The organism is Tritonibacter sp. SIMBA_163, from assembly GCF_046535935.1.
GTDB classification, from domain to species: domain Bacteria; phylum Pseudomonadota; class Alphaproteobacteria; order Rhodobacterales; family Rhodobacteraceae; genus Epibacterium; species Epibacterium scottomollicae.
Genome location: NZ_JAWJBP010000003.1, coordinates 153,679 through 170,399, shown reverse-complemented (window position 1 = coordinate 170,399; position 16,721 = coordinate 153,679). Strand labels below are relative to the sequence as shown.

The 16,721-nt window shown below is 62.2% G+C and carries 17 protein-coding genes and 1 pseudogene; 5 read left to right on the top strand and 13 right to left on the bottom strand.

All coding sequences use genetic code 11. The features are described from left to right. Positions 1-53: 53 nt before the first annotated feature. Genes R0J92_RS07715 through R0J92_RS07705 form a run of 3 tightly spaced genes read right to left on the bottom strand, consistent with a single transcriptional unit; the run spans position 54 to position 2,171 of the window. On the bottom strand, positions 54-581 hold the full coding sequence (locus tag R0J92_RS07715; protein WP_411051273.1) for a hypothetical protein: 528 nt from the start codon (positions 579-581) through the stop codon (positions 54-56). Then, on the bottom strand, positions 578-1,444 hold the full coding sequence (locus R0J92_RS07710) for a GNAT family N-acetyltransferase (RefSeq protein WP_411051272.1): 867 nt from the start codon (positions 1,442-1,444) through the stop codon (positions 578-580). The genes R0J92_RS07715 and R0J92_RS07710 overlap by 4 nt, the downstream gene beginning before the upstream one ends. Position 1,445: 1 nt before the next feature. Then, on the bottom strand, positions 1,446-2,171 hold the full coding sequence (locus tag R0J92_RS07705) for a 16S rRNA (uracil(1498)-N(3))-methyltransferase (RefSeq protein ID WP_411051271.1): 726 nt from the start codon (positions 2,169-2,171) through the stop codon (positions 1,446-1,448). Between the two features lie 12 nt (positions 2,172-2,183). Between R0J92_RS07705 and ubiA the strand changes: the two genes are divergently transcribed. From ubiA to R0J92_RS07685, 4 genes are all read left to right on the top strand, one after another. Beyond that, positions 2,184-3,146, top strand: a complete 963-nt coding sequence (gene ubiA, locus R0J92_RS07700) for a 4-hydroxybenzoate octaprenyltransferase (protein WP_411051270.1) — start codon at positions 2,184-2,186, stop codon at positions 3,144-3,146. Positions 3,147-3,227: 81 nt separating this feature from the next. Next, entirely contained in the window at positions 3,228-5,150 is a 1,923-nt protein-coding gene (locus R0J92_RS07695; protein ID WP_411051269.1) for an OmpA family protein, read from the top strand. Further along, positions 5,150-5,470, top strand: coding sequence for a hypothetical protein (locus tag R0J92_RS07690; RefSeq protein ID WP_106161581.1), 321 nt, complete (start codon positions 5,150-5,152; stop codon positions 5,468-5,470). The genes R0J92_RS07695 and R0J92_RS07690 overlap by 1 nt, the downstream gene beginning before the upstream one ends. Before the next feature lie 5 nt (positions 5,471-5,475). Beyond that, the gene (locus R0J92_RS07685; protein ID WP_411051268.1) at positions 5,476-5,907 is read left to right on the top strand and encodes a DUF4440 domain-containing protein; all 432 of its coding nucleotides are present in this window, start codon (positions 5,476-5,478) and stop codon (positions 5,905-5,907) included. Positions 5,908-6,240: 333 nt separating this feature from the next. On the opposite strand, the gene R0J92_RS07680 is transcribed toward R0J92_RS07685, so the two are convergent. The 10 genes and pseudogenes from R0J92_RS07680 to R0J92_RS07635 form a co-directional block, all read right to left on the bottom strand. Further along, complete coding sequence (locus R0J92_RS07680) at positions 6,241-6,687, bottom strand: molybdenum cofactor biosynthesis protein MoaE (protein WP_411051267.1); 447 nt, start codon at positions 6,685-6,687, stop codon at positions 6,241-6,243. A gap of 4 nt (positions 6,688-6,691) precedes the next feature. Beyond that, positions 6,692-6,937 carry a molybdopterin converting factor subunit 1 gene (gene moaD / locus R0J92_RS07675; RefSeq protein WP_106161576.1) on the bottom strand — a complete coding sequence of 82 codons (246 nt, stop codon included), beginning with the start codon at positions 6,935-6,937 and terminating at the stop codon, positions 6,692-6,694. Continuing rightward, positions 6,937-7,608: a CDP-diacylglycerol--glycerol-3-phosphate 3-phosphatidyltransferase gene (gene pgsA, locus R0J92_RS07670; RefSeq protein ID WP_106161574.1), complete on the bottom strand. Its 672-nt coding sequence runs from the start codon at positions 7,606-7,608 to the stop codon at positions 6,937-6,939. Before pgsA ends, moaD begins: the two co-directional genes overlap by 1 nt. Positions 7,609-7,742: 134 nt before the next feature. Further along, positions 7,743-9,623 carry an excinuclease ABC subunit UvrC gene (gene uvrC / locus R0J92_RS07665; RefSeq protein ID WP_411051266.1) on the bottom strand — a complete coding sequence of 627 codons (1,881 nt, stop codon included), beginning with the start codon at positions 9,621-9,623 and terminating at the stop codon, positions 7,743-7,745. Positions 9,624-9,946: 323 nt separating this feature from the next. Further along, positions 9,947-10,729 (bottom strand): annotated as a pseudogene (locus R0J92_RS07660) (SDR family oxidoreductase); the annotation flags it as partial. Positions 10,730-10,759: 30 nt separating this feature from the next. Then, complete coding sequence (locus R0J92_RS07655) at positions 10,760-11,704, bottom strand: calcium/sodium antiporter (protein WP_411051265.1); 945 nt, start codon at positions 11,702-11,704, stop codon at positions 10,760-10,762. Positions 11,705-11,875: 171 nt separating this feature from the next. After that, positions 11,876-12,673, bottom strand: coding sequence for a S49 family peptidase (locus tag R0J92_RS07650; RefSeq protein WP_106161567.1), 798 nt, complete (start codon positions 12,671-12,673; stop codon positions 11,876-11,878). A 265-nt stretch (positions 12,674-12,938) separates the two neighbouring features. Beyond that, positions 12,939-13,700 carry an ABC transporter permease gene (locus R0J92_RS07645; RefSeq protein ID WP_317384436.1) on the bottom strand — a complete coding sequence of 254 codons (762 nt, stop codon included), beginning with the start codon at positions 13,698-13,700 and terminating at the stop codon, positions 12,939-12,941. Next, complete coding sequence (locus R0J92_RS07640; RefSeq protein ID WP_411051264.1) at positions 13,697-14,626, bottom strand: ABC transporter ATP-binding protein; 930 nt, start codon at positions 14,624-14,626, stop codon at positions 13,697-13,699. Before R0J92_RS07640 ends, R0J92_RS07645 begins: the two co-directional genes overlap by 4 nt. 181 nt (positions 14,627-14,807) lie before the next feature. Further along, on the bottom strand, positions 14,808-15,347 hold the full coding sequence (locus R0J92_RS07635; protein WP_411051263.1) for a CoxG family protein: 540 nt from the start codon (positions 15,345-15,347) through the stop codon (positions 14,808-14,810). A 223-nt stretch (positions 15,348-15,570) separates the two neighbouring features. On the opposite strand from R0J92_RS07635, the gene R0J92_RS07630 reads away from it, so the two are divergent. Then, positions 15,571-16,668 (top strand): CaiB/BaiF CoA transferase family protein, encoded by a 1,098-nt coding sequence (locus R0J92_RS07630; protein ID WP_411051262.1) that lies wholly within the window; start codon positions 15,571-15,573, stop codon positions 16,666-16,668. The last annotated feature ends 53 nt before the right edge of the window (positions 16,669-16,721 follow it).

Below are 16,721 nucleotides of genomic sequence, written 5' to 3'. Positions count from 1 at the left end.
GACAAAGGGCCCGAAGCCCGAGGTTAAACTGGTGCTGCGAAACGCGCCCGGTGTCAATGCAGGCGGTGCAGGCTGCGCGGCTCCGGTGATCTCTGCCATATCACGACCTGGTGAGGACCTTTGTGATGTAGTTCACTCAGCATGCGTTCTGTTTTCAACCCCGGCAGGCTGGCAAAGACATCAAACAGCGCCTCCGCTCCGGTCGCCGTGACCGGGATTGCCAGCGGCGGCTGACCGGGCTGCTCCAGCACCCAGTGCGAGGGCCGTGCGGTATGATCGAGCCGTAGCGTTTCGATCTCTGAACGGGCAACCGCACCGCCAGTAAGAGGCCCGAAATAGCTGATCTGGCCTTCGGTGACCTGCACCACCCCCGGCCCACCTGAGCCGAGCCGGAAGCGCATCCTCTGCGCGCCGACAACGCCGAGAATCACCGCTAGGGCGACACAGGCCCAGCCGGTCATCTGGATAAAACCAACACCAGCAAGCGCCCAGCGCAGCCCCAGCGCCAACAGAGCCAAAGCTCCCAGAAGTTCTCGCCAGCGCCACAATGCAGCGCGCGCCTCCGGTCGGATAAAATTCATGTGCGTCCCTCCACAGAGGCTGCGCGTATCTGCGCAGGCTTGGAAAACAGAACCAATGCAAATGTCCCTGCCGGGCAGAAGCCAACGGCGATATAGGCACGCGCGGCGGCTGCGCTGGCGGCAAAGAGCACCGCTTGCCTCGCGCCGCGAGCGCGCACCTGCGCCATATGCCGACCGACGACGCGGCGCGCGTAGCCTTTTCCGCGTAACGCCGGCGGCGTGTAGACCCCGCCCACCTGCACCGCCTCGTCAAACGCGGTGTTGTAACCACTCATTGCCACCGGCTGCCCTTCTGCCAGCAGCACCCGGTGGCTGTCATTGGCAATGAAGGTCGCGATATCTTTCGCGGCCTTTTTGCGGGCGGCCTCCGGTGCCATGTTCAGCGCCTCGATCTCATAGGCAGTGCGCCACTCCTCGACCAGGGCGCGCGGCGCATCTCCCAGAGGGATGATGTCTTCCCCGGCGCGGACCTCGACTTGCAGATCCTCCATGTCGAGCACAAAGCCCGGATCATCGCTGTCCAGCTGGCGTGGATGATCCTGCAGGCCATTGGCGGCCAGAAAACCCCGCACCTGCGCGGCATTGCCCAGCACTGCCGTCACGTCGCGCCCGCACAATAGCTGGCCCGCAGCATGCCAGTCTTCTGGCGTAGAGCTCGGCGCCATCATCAGGACCGAGCCTGCGTTGGTGATGCCAAACACCCCGTCCCGCCCCTCCCGCGCCCAGAGGGTCAGCCCATTGGGATGGCTCGACGCAAACCCGTGGGTGCGCAGGTTGCCGATCAGGAACATCGACCCTTCGATATGGGCAAACAGCAGTGCCTCGATCCAACCGAGGTCAGAAGGCTCTGCGGCGCGCCACATCTTACCAGTCTCCGAGTTTCTGTTGCCACAGGGTCATCGCGGCCACGGCGGCGGTATCCGCCCGCAGGATGCGCGGGCCGAGACTGACCACATGCGATTGTGCCATTCCGTGCAGGCGCTTGCGTTCGGCGGGCGAGAACCCGCCCTCCGGGCCGATGAGAATCGCCCAGGCCTGACCTTCGCCAAGTGTCACATCCAGAAACAACTGCTGCCCTACCTCGGCCTCGTCACAGAACATCAGCTGACGTTCGGCGGGCCAGTGATCCAGCAGGCCGGAGAGCTTCTGCAGATCCGCGACCTCTGGTACATAGGTGCCGCCGCATTGCTCTGCGGCCTCCACCGCGTGGGCCTGCAGGCGGTCTTGGCGGATTCGTTCGGAATTGGTGAACTCCGTCCCCACCGGCAAGATCCGCGCAGCCCCCATCTCGGCGGCCTTCTCGACGATGAAATCCGTGCGTGCCTTCTTGATCGGAGCAAAGATCAGCCAGAGGTCGGGCGGCATCTGCAAGGGTTTGGACTGTTCCACACAGCTCAGCACGCCGCTGCGCTTGCTCGCCTCGGCCACCTCGGCCTGCCATTCCCCGTCGCGCCCGTTGAACAGCGCCACCCGCGCGCCAACGGCCAGCCGCATCACCCCAAAGAGATAATGCGCCTGATCGCGGTCCAGAGGAACCGTTTGCCCTGCCCCCAAGGGGTGATCTACATACAGTCTGACTTTAGCATTCATGAGGTCCTACATATGCAAGGCCAGTCGCCAACACCAGATGGACGTGTCGCGGATGCGGTGAAAGACAATTGGGTCGACATCTATGCCCCAGCGTGGACGCGCCCCTATTTGCGCCTGAGCCGCGCCGACCGCCCCATCGGCACCTGGCTGTTGTTGCTGCCCTGTTGGTGGGGGCTGGCGCTGGCCATGATCGCAGGGCAGAATCCGCGCTGGGAGGATTTGTGGATCTTTGTCGGCTGCGGACTGGGTGCGTGGCTGATGCGCGGGGCGGGGTGTACATGGAATGACATCACCGACCGCGACATCGATGGCGGGGTGGAGCGCACGCGCTCTCGCCCCATTCCCTCCGGCCAAGTCTCCGTAAAGGGCGCTCTCACCTGGATGGCACTGCAGTGCCTGCTGGCCTTCGGCATACTTTTGACCTTCAATCAGGCTGCCATTGCCATGGGCATCCTCGCGCTGTTCCCGGTGGCGATTTACCCCTTTGCCAAGCGCTTTACCTGGTGGCCGCAGATCTTCCTCGGCCTGGCCTTCAACTGGGGCGCGATGCTGACTTGGGTTGCCCATAGTGGTCGCCTGGAGTGGCCTGCGGTGGTGCTGTATATGGCAGGCATGGCGTGGACGCTGTTTTATGACACCATTTATGCCCATCAAGACACCGAGGACGACGCGTTGATCGGGGTGAAATCCACCGCGCGGCTGTTTGGGGAGCGCTCTCCGACCTGGCTGCGCCGCTTTATCGTGGCCACCGTCAGCCTGATGGGACTGGCAATCCTCGTGGCGGTGCAGCCCGCAGGATCGGTTCTGGCGCTGGCGCTGGCACTTTGTGCCCCATGGGCGATGGGCTGGCACATGACGTGGCAGTTGCGCGCCTTTGATGCGGAAAACAACGACAGGTTGCTTTCCCTGTTTCGCCTCAACCGTGACACCGGCTTGATTCCGCTCATATTCCTTGGTCTGGCTCTGTTTGCCTGACTGCGCGCTGCCTTGTGATTGATCCCTCGCGGGTGCCCTTGTAAGACCGTTAACATCAAAACTGCCGGAATTCCTTACCTCATGCGCTTATCTTCGCTTCTGCTCTCTACCGCCGCTTTTGCCGGTGCAGCCGGTCTTAGTCTGGTGGTGGCGGGGTTTGCAGCGACCGCACTGGAGGACAATTCGGAAATCGTGGTCCGCCGTACCCTCGACGAGGCCGGACTGTCCTGGGCCGAAGTGGTCGCGGATGGGTTGCGGGTGGAGCTTTCAGGCGTGGCCCCGGACGAGGCCAAGCGATTTACTGCGATTTCGCGTGTGGGTGCCGTGGTCGACGCGACGCGGATCATCGACATGATGGAAATCACCCCATCGAAGGGCATCGCGCCGCCCCGGTTTTCGACCGAGATCCTGCGCAACGATGCAGGCATCTCAATCATCGGCCTGATCCCTGCCGCCAGCAATCACGCCGCGCTGATCAAGCGCCTGAGCGCCATTCGCGGCACGCCGCAGGTCACCGATTTTGTCGAAACAGCCGACCATCCGATGCCCAAAGGCTGGGCCGACGCGATGGCCTATGCATTGAAGGCACTGGCGCTTTTACCGCGGACCAAGATCTCGGTCGAGGCGGGCGCGGTGCGCATCACCGCCATTGCGGACAGCCCGGAGGCAAAGGAACAGCTGGAAACCGAGCTGAACCGCATGCTGCCACCGAATGTGCATGTCACACTTGATATCGCCGCCCCGCGCCCGGTCATCTCTCCGTTCACCCTGCGCTATGTCCTGGGCCCGCAAGGGGGGCGTTTTGACGCCTGTTCGGCCGAGAGCGAAGACAGCCGTCGCCGTATTCTGAAAGCCGCAAAAGACGCCGAATTGCGGGTGGAGACAGAATGCACCATTGGCCTTGGCGTCCCGTCGGCCAGTTGGTCTCGTGCAGTTGAGGTCGGCCTTTCGGCACTCAAAGAGCTCGGTCAGGGCTCGATCACCTACTCTAACGGCGAGGTGACGCTGGTGGCCGCACAAGGCACGGCGCAAGCAAGGTTCGACCATGTGGTGGGCGAGCTGGAGAATGCATTGCCGCAGGTCTTCGTGCTGCACGCCGTGCTGCCGGAACCCGAGGAACAGACATCCGATGCCACCCCGGAGTTTTCCGCCACCCTCAGCCCCGAAGGACAGGTACAGCTGCGCGGGCGACTGAGCGATGATGCCCAGCGGCGCACCGTTGACAGCTACGCGAAGGCCCGGTTTGGCACCGGTGCCATCCATCTGGCCACCCGCAACGTGCCCGATTTGCCAGCTGCCTGGCCGATCCGCGTGCTGGCCGCACTGGATGCGCTGGCACAGCTGGAACGTGGCGCAGTCACCGTCACACCGGATCTGGTGACCGTGCGCGGCATGACCCATCTGGAAAACGCCAGCGCCGAGATTTCGCGCATGCTGTCGGCCAAGCTGGGCGAGGCCGAGGATTACGAGCTGGACATCACCTATGAGGCGCCTCCCGAGCCAGAAGACCGGTTGATGGCACCCGCCCTCTGCGAGGCCGAGCTGGCCGCGATCCAGCGGGCGGACAAGATCGCATTTGAACCGGGCTCTGCCACCGTCGCCGCCGACAGCGCCCGCGTGATCGACAAGATCGCCAAGCTGTTGCAGCAATGTGGCGAAATCCCGTTGGAAATCCAGGGCCACACCGACAGTCAGGGCCGCGAGGAAATGAACCAGAACCTCAGCCAGGCACGGGCGCAATCGGTGCTGAACGCACTGCGCGCCCGGCGCATTCTGACCGGTAGCTTTGTCGCCAAAGGCTATGGCGAAGACACCCCTATCGCCACAAATGACACCGAAGAGGGCCGCGAGGCCAACCGCCGCATCGAGTTCCGCCTGATTGAAAGCGAACTGCCCGAGGCTAGCAGCGGCGACGCAGCCCCAGATACGGACGATACGGCAGAGCCTGACGACGCCGAAGCCGATTCCACTGACGCCGGCACCAACGAGGAGACCGACGGATAATGAACAGAACAGAGTTCATCCTCACGACAGCCATCATCCTCTTTGTCGCCTTTGCGATGGGGTGGTTTGCCAATTGGCTTATGCACCGCTTTACCCGTGTGCGGCAGAGCGACGTGGCCGATCTGGACCGCATGAGCCAGGAGCTGCACGAGGCGGAAGAGACCCGCGATCAGGCGATCACCTATCTGCAGCAGCGCGAAGCCGAACTGACCAACCAGCTGAGCCAGACCGAAGCCGAGCTGCGCGCCGCCATGGATGGGCTGCGCGAGGCGCGTCACGAGGCGGAAGAGCTGCGCAATCAGCTGCATGGCGCGGGCTGACCCGCGTGGGCGCTCTTCAGGACGCCGATGTGCTGCTGCAAGAGCTATCCGCCTGTGAGCGGGCAGTCTGGGACGCGCTGGTCCGGGGGGATGCCGATGCTGATGCCGCGCTGCTCTGCGAGAGTTTTCTCGGGGTCTATTCGAGCGGGTTCGCAGATCGAGCCGACCACAGCGCACAGCTACACCACGGCCCCACAGTAGAGGCCTACGACCTTACTGAGCTGCAGGCACGGGCACTGGGGGCGGGCCACGGCCTGCTCAGCTATCGCGCGTCGTTTCAGCGGACTGGCCGCCAGAACCCGGAGGTGATGTTCGTCAGCTCCATCTGGCAACGCCGGGGCGCAGGCTGGATCAACATTTTCAGCCAAGACACCCCCGCACTGCCCGAGACCCACGATGGAATACAGCGTGCGTCCTCAGAGCCGACGCCAATCTAAGCTCAGTATCGGCGCGAATGTGCCATGATGATCGAGCCAGATTTGCTGCGCGCGCATAGCTTTTGAAACTGGCCTCGCCCCAGGCGAGCATGGCAGCCGTTCCGTCCCGTCTTTGCAGGACCGCAGCACGCGCATGCCCCTTCGTTACAGTCGGCCATCGCCGCGCCGCAGGTGCGGCGCCCGGCCCAACGGGCGCGGCTGCATTTTCAATGCAGTTGCAACGGGCGGGAGCCTCCCCCGTCCGGATCAGCAAGCGATATAAAACTTGGGATAGAAAGTGGCCGGGCGTCACGGCTCATAGCGCCTCTCCACCGGTCGGCCTGCAACGGCTTATTACCAGCGACGGAGCGCGTCCTCGTCGGCATCCTTTGCCGCAACCCAGTCGGCGCTGCCATCCTGAAGGATTTCCTTCTTCCAGAACGGAGCGCGGGACTTCAAGTAATCCATCAGATATTCCGCCGCATCAAAGGCGGCGACGCGGTGGCGCGCGGCGGTGGCGACCATCATGATCTGCGCGCCGGGCGCAAGCCGCCCGTAGCGGTGTATCACCAGCGCATCCGTCAGATCCCAGCGGCTCATCGCCTCTGTTGCGATCTGTTCCAGCGCCTTTTGCGTCATGCCGGGGTAATGCTCAATTTCCATACACGCCATGGCGCCGCTGTCAGCCTCTCGGACCACGCCAGTAAACGTCACAACGGCCCCGGCGCCCCCCGCCCCGCGGGCAAAGGCCTCGGCTTCGGCGCCGAAATCGAAGGGCGCCTCCTGCACAGCGACCCGCATGGCCTCAGCCACCGGTCATTGGTGGAAAAAAGGCCACCTCACGTACGCCCGCAAGCGGCGCATCAAACTCCGCCAGCTCCTGGTCCAGCGCCACCCGCAGGGCGGAAAGGTCGGCAAAGGCGGCAGCATAGCGTTCTTCGCGCGCCTTCAGTTCCTCGACCAATTCCGCAACGGTTACGGCAGACGTCTCAACGCGCTCTTTCGGCAGGCCGATGCGCTCGCGCACCCAGGCGAAATACAGAACCTCCATCAGCGCGTCTCCTTCAGGTGTGGCAGGGCCTTCTTCAGGTAGTCAAAGCCGGTGATCAGCGTCAGCGCCGCGGCAATCCACAACAGCCACAACCCAAGCCGACCGGACCAGACCATGCCCTCGTAATAAAACCGCAGCCCCTGTGTATCTTCGACCGCGCCGGACAGCACATCCTGCACCATCTGGCGATCCATGCCAAAGCCACCCATGCCGAGATGATGTTCAAAGATGCCCTGCGAGAACAAGGTCGCGATGGCAATCATCTGGGCCGTGGTCTTCCACTTCGCAAGCTTGGTCACCTTCAGCGTGCCCGCCGTGTCGCCCAAGAACTCACGCAAGCCCGAGACAAAGACCTCGCGGAACAGGATGACCGTCGCAGGCAGCACCAGCCAAGCCGTCCAATGCGAGGTGGCATAGCCCACCAGGATCATCAACGCGATCACCACCATCGCCTTGTCGGCGATCGGGTCGAGCATCGCCCCCATCTTGGTCTCCTGCTTCCAGCTGCGCGCCAGATAGCCGTCGAACCAATCAGTGACCGCCGCGCTGACAAACAGGATCAGGGCAAACCAATCCGCGTGCGGGCGCGAGAAGAACAGGAACATCACTGCCAGTGCTGGCGCCGCCAGCAACCGCAGGACTGTGAGGACATTGGGTAAATTCCAGATCATGAGCGCATACCTACAGGCTGCCGCGCGGGTCGGGAAGGGTCAATTCGTCCCGAACCGCCACTTGGCCCTTCACCTATTGCCAAATATCTCGGGGAGTTTGAGGGGCAGCGCCCCACAATCCTGAACCGGTCTCATCAGCGGTCCTGAAAATAGTTATAGATGGTTTCCGCCAGCGCCCCCGAGACCCCCTCGACCGCCTTCAGATCCGACAGATTGGCCCGGCTCACTGCCTTGGCACTGCCAAAATGAGTCAAGAGCGCCTTCTTGCGCCGGGCGCCAACGCCGGGGATCTCGTCCAGCGGGTTGGCGGCCATGGATTTGGCCCGTTTGGCGCGGTGCGTGCCAATCGCAAACCGGTGCGCCTCGTCACGCATCCGCTGGATAAAATAGAGCACCGGATCATTGCGCTGCAGGGCAAAGGCATTCTCGCCGGGGCGGTGGAACTCCTCCTTGCCATGGTCGCGATCCACGCCTTTGGCCACACCGACCATGGGTATGTCCATCACCCCATGCTCCTGCATGATCTCCGCCACCGCCGAAACCTGCCCTGCACCGCCATCGATCAGCAGCAGGTCGGGCCACATGCCCTTGTCGCGGTCCGGATCTTCCTTCAGCAGGCGTGAGAAGCGGCGGTTCAGAACCTCCTTCATCATGCCGAAGTCATCGCCAGGGACCAGCTCGTCGCCCTTGATGTTGAACTTGCGATAGGCGTTCTTCATCAGCCCCTCGGGGCCCATCACGATCATGCCGCCCACCGCGTTGGTGCCTTGAATGTGAGAGTTGTCGTAGACCTCAATCCGCTGCGGCGGCCCCTCCAGTCCAAAGGCCTCCGCGAGGCCGCGCAGCAGTTTCGCCTGCGTGGCGCTCTCGGCCATGCGACGGGCGAGGCTTTCGCGGGCGTTGCGCACGGCGCTAGAGACCAGCTCGGTCTTTTCGCCCCGCTGCGGCACCACGATCTCCACCTTGCGGTCGGCCTTGTTGCCCAGGGCCTCGCTCATCAGGTCGGTGTTCTCGATGTCGTCGGACAGGATCAACTGCCGCGGCACGTCCTTGTTGTCGTAGAACTGGCCGATGAAGGCCTCCATGACCTCAGCCGGGGACATGTCAGCCGAGACGCGCGGGTAGAAGTCCTGATTGCCCCAATTCTGATTGGCACGAATGAAGAAGACCTGCACGCAGGCCTGCCCGGCCTCCATATGCAGGCCGATCACATCGGCCTCGGCGACGCCGCGCGGGTTGATGCCCTGGGCCGACTGCACCTGCGTCAGCGCCTTGATCCGATCCCGCAGGGCAGCGGCACGCTCAAACTCCATCGCTTCGGAGGCCGCCATCATCTGCTCGCCCAGCTCCTCCTGGATCTTGGTTGAGCGGCCCGACAGGAAGCGTTCGGCATCACGCACGCTTTCGGCGTATTCCTCACGCGAGATCAGCCCGACGCAAGGGCCGGAGCAGCGCTTGATCTGATATTGCAGGCAGGGACGTGAGCGGGCCTCGAACATGCTGTCGGAACAATTACGCAGGAGAAACGCCTTCTGCAGCTGGTTGAGCGTCCGATTGACGGCACCGGCGCTGGCGAAGGGGCCGAAATAGCTCCCCTTCTCCTTGCGCGCGCCGCGATGCTTCTTAATCTGCGGATAGTCATGGGTCTTGCCGACAAGGATATTGGGAAAGCTTTTGTCATCGCGCAGCAGCACGTTGTACTTCGGCTTCAGCTGCTTGATGAGGTTCTGCTCCAGCAGCAGCGCCTCAGTCTCCGTCCGGGTGGTCAGGAACATCATCGTCGCGGTCAGCGAGATCATCTTTTCGATGCGCGGGCTGTGACCGGGACGGGAATAGTTCGACACCCGGGCGCGCAGGTTGCGGGCCTTGCCGACATAAAGCACGCGGCTTTCGCTATCCAGCATCCGATAGACCCCCGGCGAGGAGTCGAGCGTCCGCAGGTAGTCCTGAATTACCCCGTAGCCAGTACGGGGGACCTCGGCAGGGCCGGGCGATTCTGCGCTGGGTTCATCCATGGTATCTGACATATGATTCTGGCGTCACCGCTGCAATCTTCGGGCGTGGATTTCAAGCTGTGATGAATCCACCGTTCCTGTGGATAACTGCTCTGATAACTTTGGGCTTGTTTGGAATTTCCTTTTAGATTTGGCGACTTCGCTGAATTGCCTAAATTTTAAGCGAACAGTCAAGGGGCTGATTTTTTTCAATATTTCCATATGCACCTTGCAAATGATTGAAAGTATTAGAGTTTCTGTAACGCTTGTGTGACGGTCCCATCTCTCGTGCATAAGTTGGGACGACTTCAGCACGATTGCCGCTCTGCACCCGGAATTTTGAACTATTCCGGCAGCAGCGCATCCGGGGTCTGCCAGGCCAGATGTTGCCCCCCGTCGACACAGATCAATTGGCCGGTAATGGCAGGAGACGTCACCAGATATCGCAGGGCAGCCGTGATATCCGCCTCTCCTGCTCCGCGCTGCAACGGCGTGGCGCCACGCTGCGCAGCGAAGTCCTGCGGCGTCTGACGGGGGCCAGCCAGTGTCGGACCCGGCCCGATGGCATTGACACGGATCCGCGGCGCCAACGCTTGGGCCGCTGTTTGTGTCAGTGTCCAAAGCGCGGATTTCGCAAGTGTGTAGCTCATGAATTGCGGCGTCAGCTTGCGCACGCGCTGATCCACCATGTTGATGGCGACGGCCGCCGACAGCGGCTCTCCGGCTGCATCCCTGAGGTCTGGCAGGTCCTGAGCCGCAAGCGCCTGCAACAGCAGCGCAGGGGCGCGCAGATTGCTCTGCATGTGGCGATCCCAGCTGCTACGCGTCATGCCTGCCAGATCATCGGATTCAAAGATCGACGCATTGTTCACGAGACATGTGATCGGCCCACCAAACATCTCCGCCGCGCGGGGCAGGAGCATTTCGGTCTGCGCGTCCTGCAACAGGTCGGCCTGTAGGGCAACGGCCCGCCGGCCGCGCGCCTCGATCTCAGCGACGACATTCACCGCCGCCTGCTCGGAGGACGCATAGTGCACCGCAACATCGTACCCGTCGTCGGCCAGGGCAAGCGCAATTGCTTTTCCCAGACGTTTCCCTGCGCCAGTCACCAATGCTCGCATGTCCGTCCCCTTAGTCCGTTTTGCTTTGAACCAGACTTAGAGCAGCAACCACATGTAGACCACATAAAGCGCCGTCAGAACGAAACCCCAGAGGCGCGTGATGTCCTGTCGCAGGAACACAAAGGGGATGATGATCAGCGAGGACGCCAGCATCACCCACAGATCGAACTGCAAGAACGCAGGATCGACGGAAATTGGCCCGATAAATGTGGTAAGACCAATGATCGCCAGCAGGTTGAACATATTCGACCCGATCACATTGCCAAGCGCCACATCGGCCTGACGACGCAGGGCCGCCATCACCGTGGTTGCCAACTCCGGCAAGGAGGTGCCAATGGCCACCAGCGTCAGCCCGATCACAGTCTCGCTCAGACCATACATGCGCGCGATGATGGTGGCGTTTTCGACCAGCAGCTCCGCCCCGAGCGGCAGCCCGGCCAGACCCAGCACGAGATAGATCCCGATGCGCCAGTAGGGCATGTTCGGATCGGCTTCCTCGATGTCCTCAAGGTCGTCCTCGACCCCCGCGGCGCGATGGGCTCGTGCCTCGCGAAAGGCGACAAACAACACCGCAAACAGGGCCAGCAGCAGGATCACGCCGGACACCCAGGTAAATGTGCCAAAGAAGGCCAGCGCGATGAACAGCACCGTCGCGGCGATCATGAAGATGTAGTTCTTGCGCGTGTTGCACTCGCTGGTGTGCAGGGCGCGCATCATTGCAGGCAACCCCAGCACCAGCAGGATATTCGCGGTGTTCGATCCCACCACGTTGCCCAGTGCGATACCATCGGCGTTCTCATGGACCGCCTGCACCGCAATCAGCAGTTCCGGCGCAGATGTGCCAAGAGCAACGATGGTCAGGCTGACGATCAGCGCGGGGATACCAATCCGCAGGCTCAGGTTCACGGCACCACGCACCAGCGCATCACCCGCCAGCAACAGGATTACCAGGCCTAGGGCAGAAAACAGCCAGGGCATCATGTCTTGGGACCTCCTCGTCCACAGTCACAGCCGCTTTTGCCGATCCTGAAACGTCCACAGGACGGGCAGCGGGCTGATTTGAGTTTCTTTTGTCCCGGGAAACGCAAACGTCCGAACATGGCCAGGACGGCCATGGCCACTAGAAACAAGGATACAATCTTGAAAATCACGTCAGAGGCCAAACCGCGCGAACTGCGCGCGTTCCTCGACCGCCCCAAGCGCATCATTGGCCAGCGAAAGGCCAAAACGGCTCAGGAACGGTTTTTTGACACCATAGCGGCGCAGGCGAACCTTCTTGCCAAAGCGCGCCTCCAGCACGGGGTTCAAGTGACCGATCCCATCGATCAGACCCAGCGCCTCAGCGCGTCGCGCCAGCCAGACTTCGCCGGTGAAGAGCTTCTCCTCACCCGACAGTTTCTGTCCGCGCCGTTCGGTCACGTGGTCGATGAAATTCGTATGGATGTCATTCAGCAGCACCTTCAGGCGCGCCACATCCTCTTCGTTTTCCGGTCGGAATGGGTCGAGCATGCTCTTGCTCTCACCTGCCGTGTGAACCCGCCGCTCCAATCCCTGACGATCCAGGAACACATGCGCCCCAAATCCGGAAGAGATCACTCCGATGGATCCCACGACAGAGCTGGCATCGGCGAAAATCTCGTCCGCCGCTGCCGCCAGCCAATAGCCACCCGACGCCGCCACATCCTCGACAAAAGCGATAACCGGGACGTCGTGCTCTTCGGCCAAACGGCGAATGCGGGCCCCGATCAGCGCGCTTTGCACAGGGCTGCCACCCGGAGAGTTGATTTCAAGCGCCACGGCTTTGGGCTTGCCCTTCTTGAACGCGCGCTCCAGCACCGGGGCCAATGTGGTGTCATTGAGGCTACCACGGCCGGTCATGCCGATGGCTCCGGAGAGGCGCACAACCGCCACGGTGGGCGGGCGTTTCTTGAAGGGCAATCTGATACTCATGGCGCCGATGTAGAATGCCCACCCCCCGGAAACAAGGGATCGGCACGGAGGAATTCTTGCGATGTTACCTTTGGCGGCATCCGGCGGGTAATTATGCAACGTCTGGCGACGCGCCCCGCGCATTTCCGGCTGAGGACATGACGCCCGTCCTGCGTCCGAACGCAACCGCGCCGCCCTCTCAGGGAGGGGGCGGCGCCGGGCCCAACGGGCGGGGTTGCATTTCAATGCAGGCGCGCCGGGTGGGAGCCGCCCCGCCCGCGCAAGATCACGACCGCAGACGCCAGCCGGTGCGGAAGATCCAGCCGATCACTGCAAGGCACAGGCCAGTGAACAGAGCGATCGCCAAGAGGCTGAAGCCCACGGGCACATCCGATACCCCGAAGAAGGCCCAGCGGAACCCCGAAATCAGATAGACCACCGGGTTGAACAGGGTGATCGTCTGCCACACCGGCGGCAGCATCGAGATCGAATAAAACGATCCCCCCAGAAAGATCAGCGGCGTGATGATCAACAGCGGCACCAGCTGCAATTGTTCAAAGTTCTTCGCCCAGATCCCGATGATGAACCCCAGCAGCGAAAAACTCACGCAGGTCAGCACCAGGAACAGCACCATCGCCAGCGGATGCAGGATGGTGATGTCGACAAATAGATGCGCCGTGGCCAGGATCACCACCCCTATGAACAGCGCCTTGGTGGCCGCCGCCCCCACATAACCCAACACGATTTCGAGGAAGTTCACCGGCGCAGACAGCAACTCATAGACTGTGCCGATGAACTTTGGAAAATAGATCCCGAAGGACGCGTTGGAGATGCCTTGGGTGATCACGCTCAGCATGATGAGCCCCGGCACGATGAAGGCCCCGTAGGACACGCCTTCGACCTGATCGATCCGGCTGCCGATGGCGGCACCGAAGACCACGAAATAAAGCGAGGTCGACAGCACTGGCGACAGGAAACTCTGTGCCAACGTGCGGAAGAAGCGCGCCATTTCAAACTTGTAGATTGAGGCAACAGCTGTCCAGTTCATGCGTCTTCTCCCGAAACAAGATCGACAAATATGTCTTCGAGGCTCGACTGTCGCGTCGCCACATCCGACAGCACCAGCCCCGCCGCCGCCACATCGTTCAACAGCGCAGTGATGCCGGTGCGTTCGGCCGTCACGTCATATGTGTAAACCAGCGACTGCCCATCGGCGCCCAGCCGCAAGTCATGTTCCGCCAGCGCCGCCGGCACAGTGCTGATCGGCTCGGTCAGCATCACCTGCAGCTCCTTCTTGCCCATGCGGGCCATCAGGTCGGATTTCTCCTCCACCAGCAGGATCTCTCCCCCCGCAATGACACCGACGCGGTCGGCCATGGCCTCCGCTTCCTCGATGTAATGGGTGGTGAGAATGATGGTGACGCCGCTCTCGCGCAGCTCTCGCACCACCTCCCACATGTCCTTGCGCAGCTCCACATCAACACCCGCTGTCGGCTCGTCGAGGAACAGAACCCGCGGCTCGTGGCTCAACGCCTTGGCGATCAAGACCCGGCGCTTCATACCGCCGGAGAGTTCCTTGATCTGACTGCTGCGCTTGTCCCAGAGCGACAGTTTCTTGAGGATGTCCTCGATCAGCGCCTCATTTTTTGGCTTGCCGAACAGGCCGCGCGAAAACCTGACGGTGTTCAACACGGTCTCAAAGGGCTCAAGATTGATTTCCTGCGGCACCAGACCGATCATGGCGCGCGCCGCGCGATACTCCTTCTCGATGCAGTGCCCCCCAACCGTCACGCTGCCGAAGGTCGCCGTGGTGATGCCACAAACAGTTGAAATCAAAGTGGTCTTGCCAGCGCCGTTGGGACCAAGGAGCGCAAGAATTTCGCCTTCCTCGATCTCGAGGTTCACGCCTTTCAGCGCCTCGAACCCACCTGCGTAGGACTTTCGCAGATCGGAAATGGACAGGATGGTGCTCATGCGGCCTCCGGTTCGGATAGTGCGCGTATAGGGACAGATGACGGGTGAACAAAACAGTTCACGCTTCATGTTAGTGGTAACGGCGCAAGGGTAGCGGGACCACCCCCAATCCCCGCGCAGGCCCATGTGCATGGGTGCAGTCTTGAACTCACCCGGAGCAATTCCCTGCAGTCGCCGCAGGTTATCCGTCGTCGCTGGACTTTTTACCCGTGAGTGATTTGAACCAGCCCTGCTTTTCGGCACCCGCGTCAGTGCTCTCCTCATCCGCAGCCTCGGCTGTCTCGGGGGCCAGTGTGTCCTGCAGGTTGGTAAAGAACTGATCCGCCATCTTTTTGGCAAACCCGTCGATGATCCGACTGCCAAGCTGCGCCAGCTTGCCGCCCACCTTTGCGTCTACATCATAGGAGAGTAGTGTACCGGTCTCACTCGGCGTCAGCGTGACCACAGCGCCGCCCTTGGCAAAACCAGCCGCACCACCCTTACCCTCACCGGTGATGGTGAGTTTTTCGTTCTCAACCATGTCCGACAGCGTCACCTTGCCCGTGAACGTCGCCTTTACGGGCCCAACCTTCTGGGTCACCTTGGCCTCGTATCCCTCCTCGGGCGAGCCGGTCACGTCTTGCGCGCCCGGCACACAGGCCTGCAACACGTCCGCGGTCAGAAGAGCCGCGTACACACGGGCGGGATCCGCCGCAATTTCCTTCTGATCACTCATCTGCATGGCGCATCTCCCTCTGTCTCACTCTGGGTTGTTCACACCTAGCCCCATTTGGCAGCAACTGCCAAGGACCATGGACGGCATCCGCGACTAAGCACGGACATCGCGCTGCCGCAGCAAACGCAGTAACGCAGCGTCAACGAGACCAGGCGCGATTGACAGACCGGCCCTCAAATTGCGCGAATGGAGGAGGTCCTCCCCCCCAGGCTCCATAAGGAGAACACAAATGCTCGACGGTATCCGCATCATTGAAATCGAGGCGCTGGGACCGGCGCCCTTTGCCGCCATGATGCTCGCCGATCTGGGCGCCGAGGTGATCTGCATCCACCGCAAGGGCGGCGGTGTGGCCCCCGGGATGCCTGAGCATTCGCTGCTGGATCGCGGCAAATCCTCCATTGAGCTGGACCTCAAGGACGCCGATGACGCCCGCACTGCCCGCGCGTTGATTGCCACCGCCGATGGGCTGATCGAAGGCTTCCGCCCTGGGGTTATGGAACGGCTGGGTCTTGGGCCGAAGGAGATGCAGGCGCTGAACCCGCGCCTGGTCTATGGCCGCATGACAGGCTGGGGGCAGGACAGTGCGCGGTCTGCACAGGCGGGCCATGATCTCAATTACATTGCGCTGTCGGGCGCGCTCTGGTCCGCCTCAGCGCCGGGCGATGTGCCCCTGACGCCGCCCACACTGGTGGGCGATATCGGGGGCGGCGCGCTCTACCTTGTCGCCGGGATGCTGGCCGGTCTCCTGCGCGCCGCGCGTACCGGCGTGGGCGCCGAGGTCGACGCGGCGATCTACGATGGCTCGGCGCATATGATGAACCTGCTGATGGCGATCCGTCAGGCGGGCGGTTTTGGCGACAGGCGCGGCGAGAACCTGCTCGACGGCCCACATTGGAGCCGCACCTACGCCTGCCGCGGCGGCGGGCACATTTCGGTGCAGTGTCTGGAGCCGAAGTTCTACGCGATCTTCCTCGACAGGATGGGCCTTTCGCAGGACACGGATTTTGCCCAACAGTTCGCAAGACCTCTCTGGCCCGAACTGACCGCCCGCCTTGCGGGGCGCTTTGCAGAACACACCCGCGATCACTGGACGGCGCTTTTCGAAGGGTCGGATGCCTGTGTCGCACCGGTGCTGTCCCCATCAGAGGCTGCGCTAGACCCGATGAATGACCGCAACACCTGGATCACCCAAGGCGGTCATCTGCAGGCTGCCCCGGCACCACGTTTTGACAGGAAAACCTCCACGCCGGGGCCGGTGCCCGTCCGGGATCAGAATCGCGCCGAGATCCTCGAAGATCTCGCCCAGCGTTTTCCGTCGTATGATTGAGGCATCGTGGCGCAACCGCTCGGGGGGAGTTTGAGGGGGCATCGCCCCGTCGA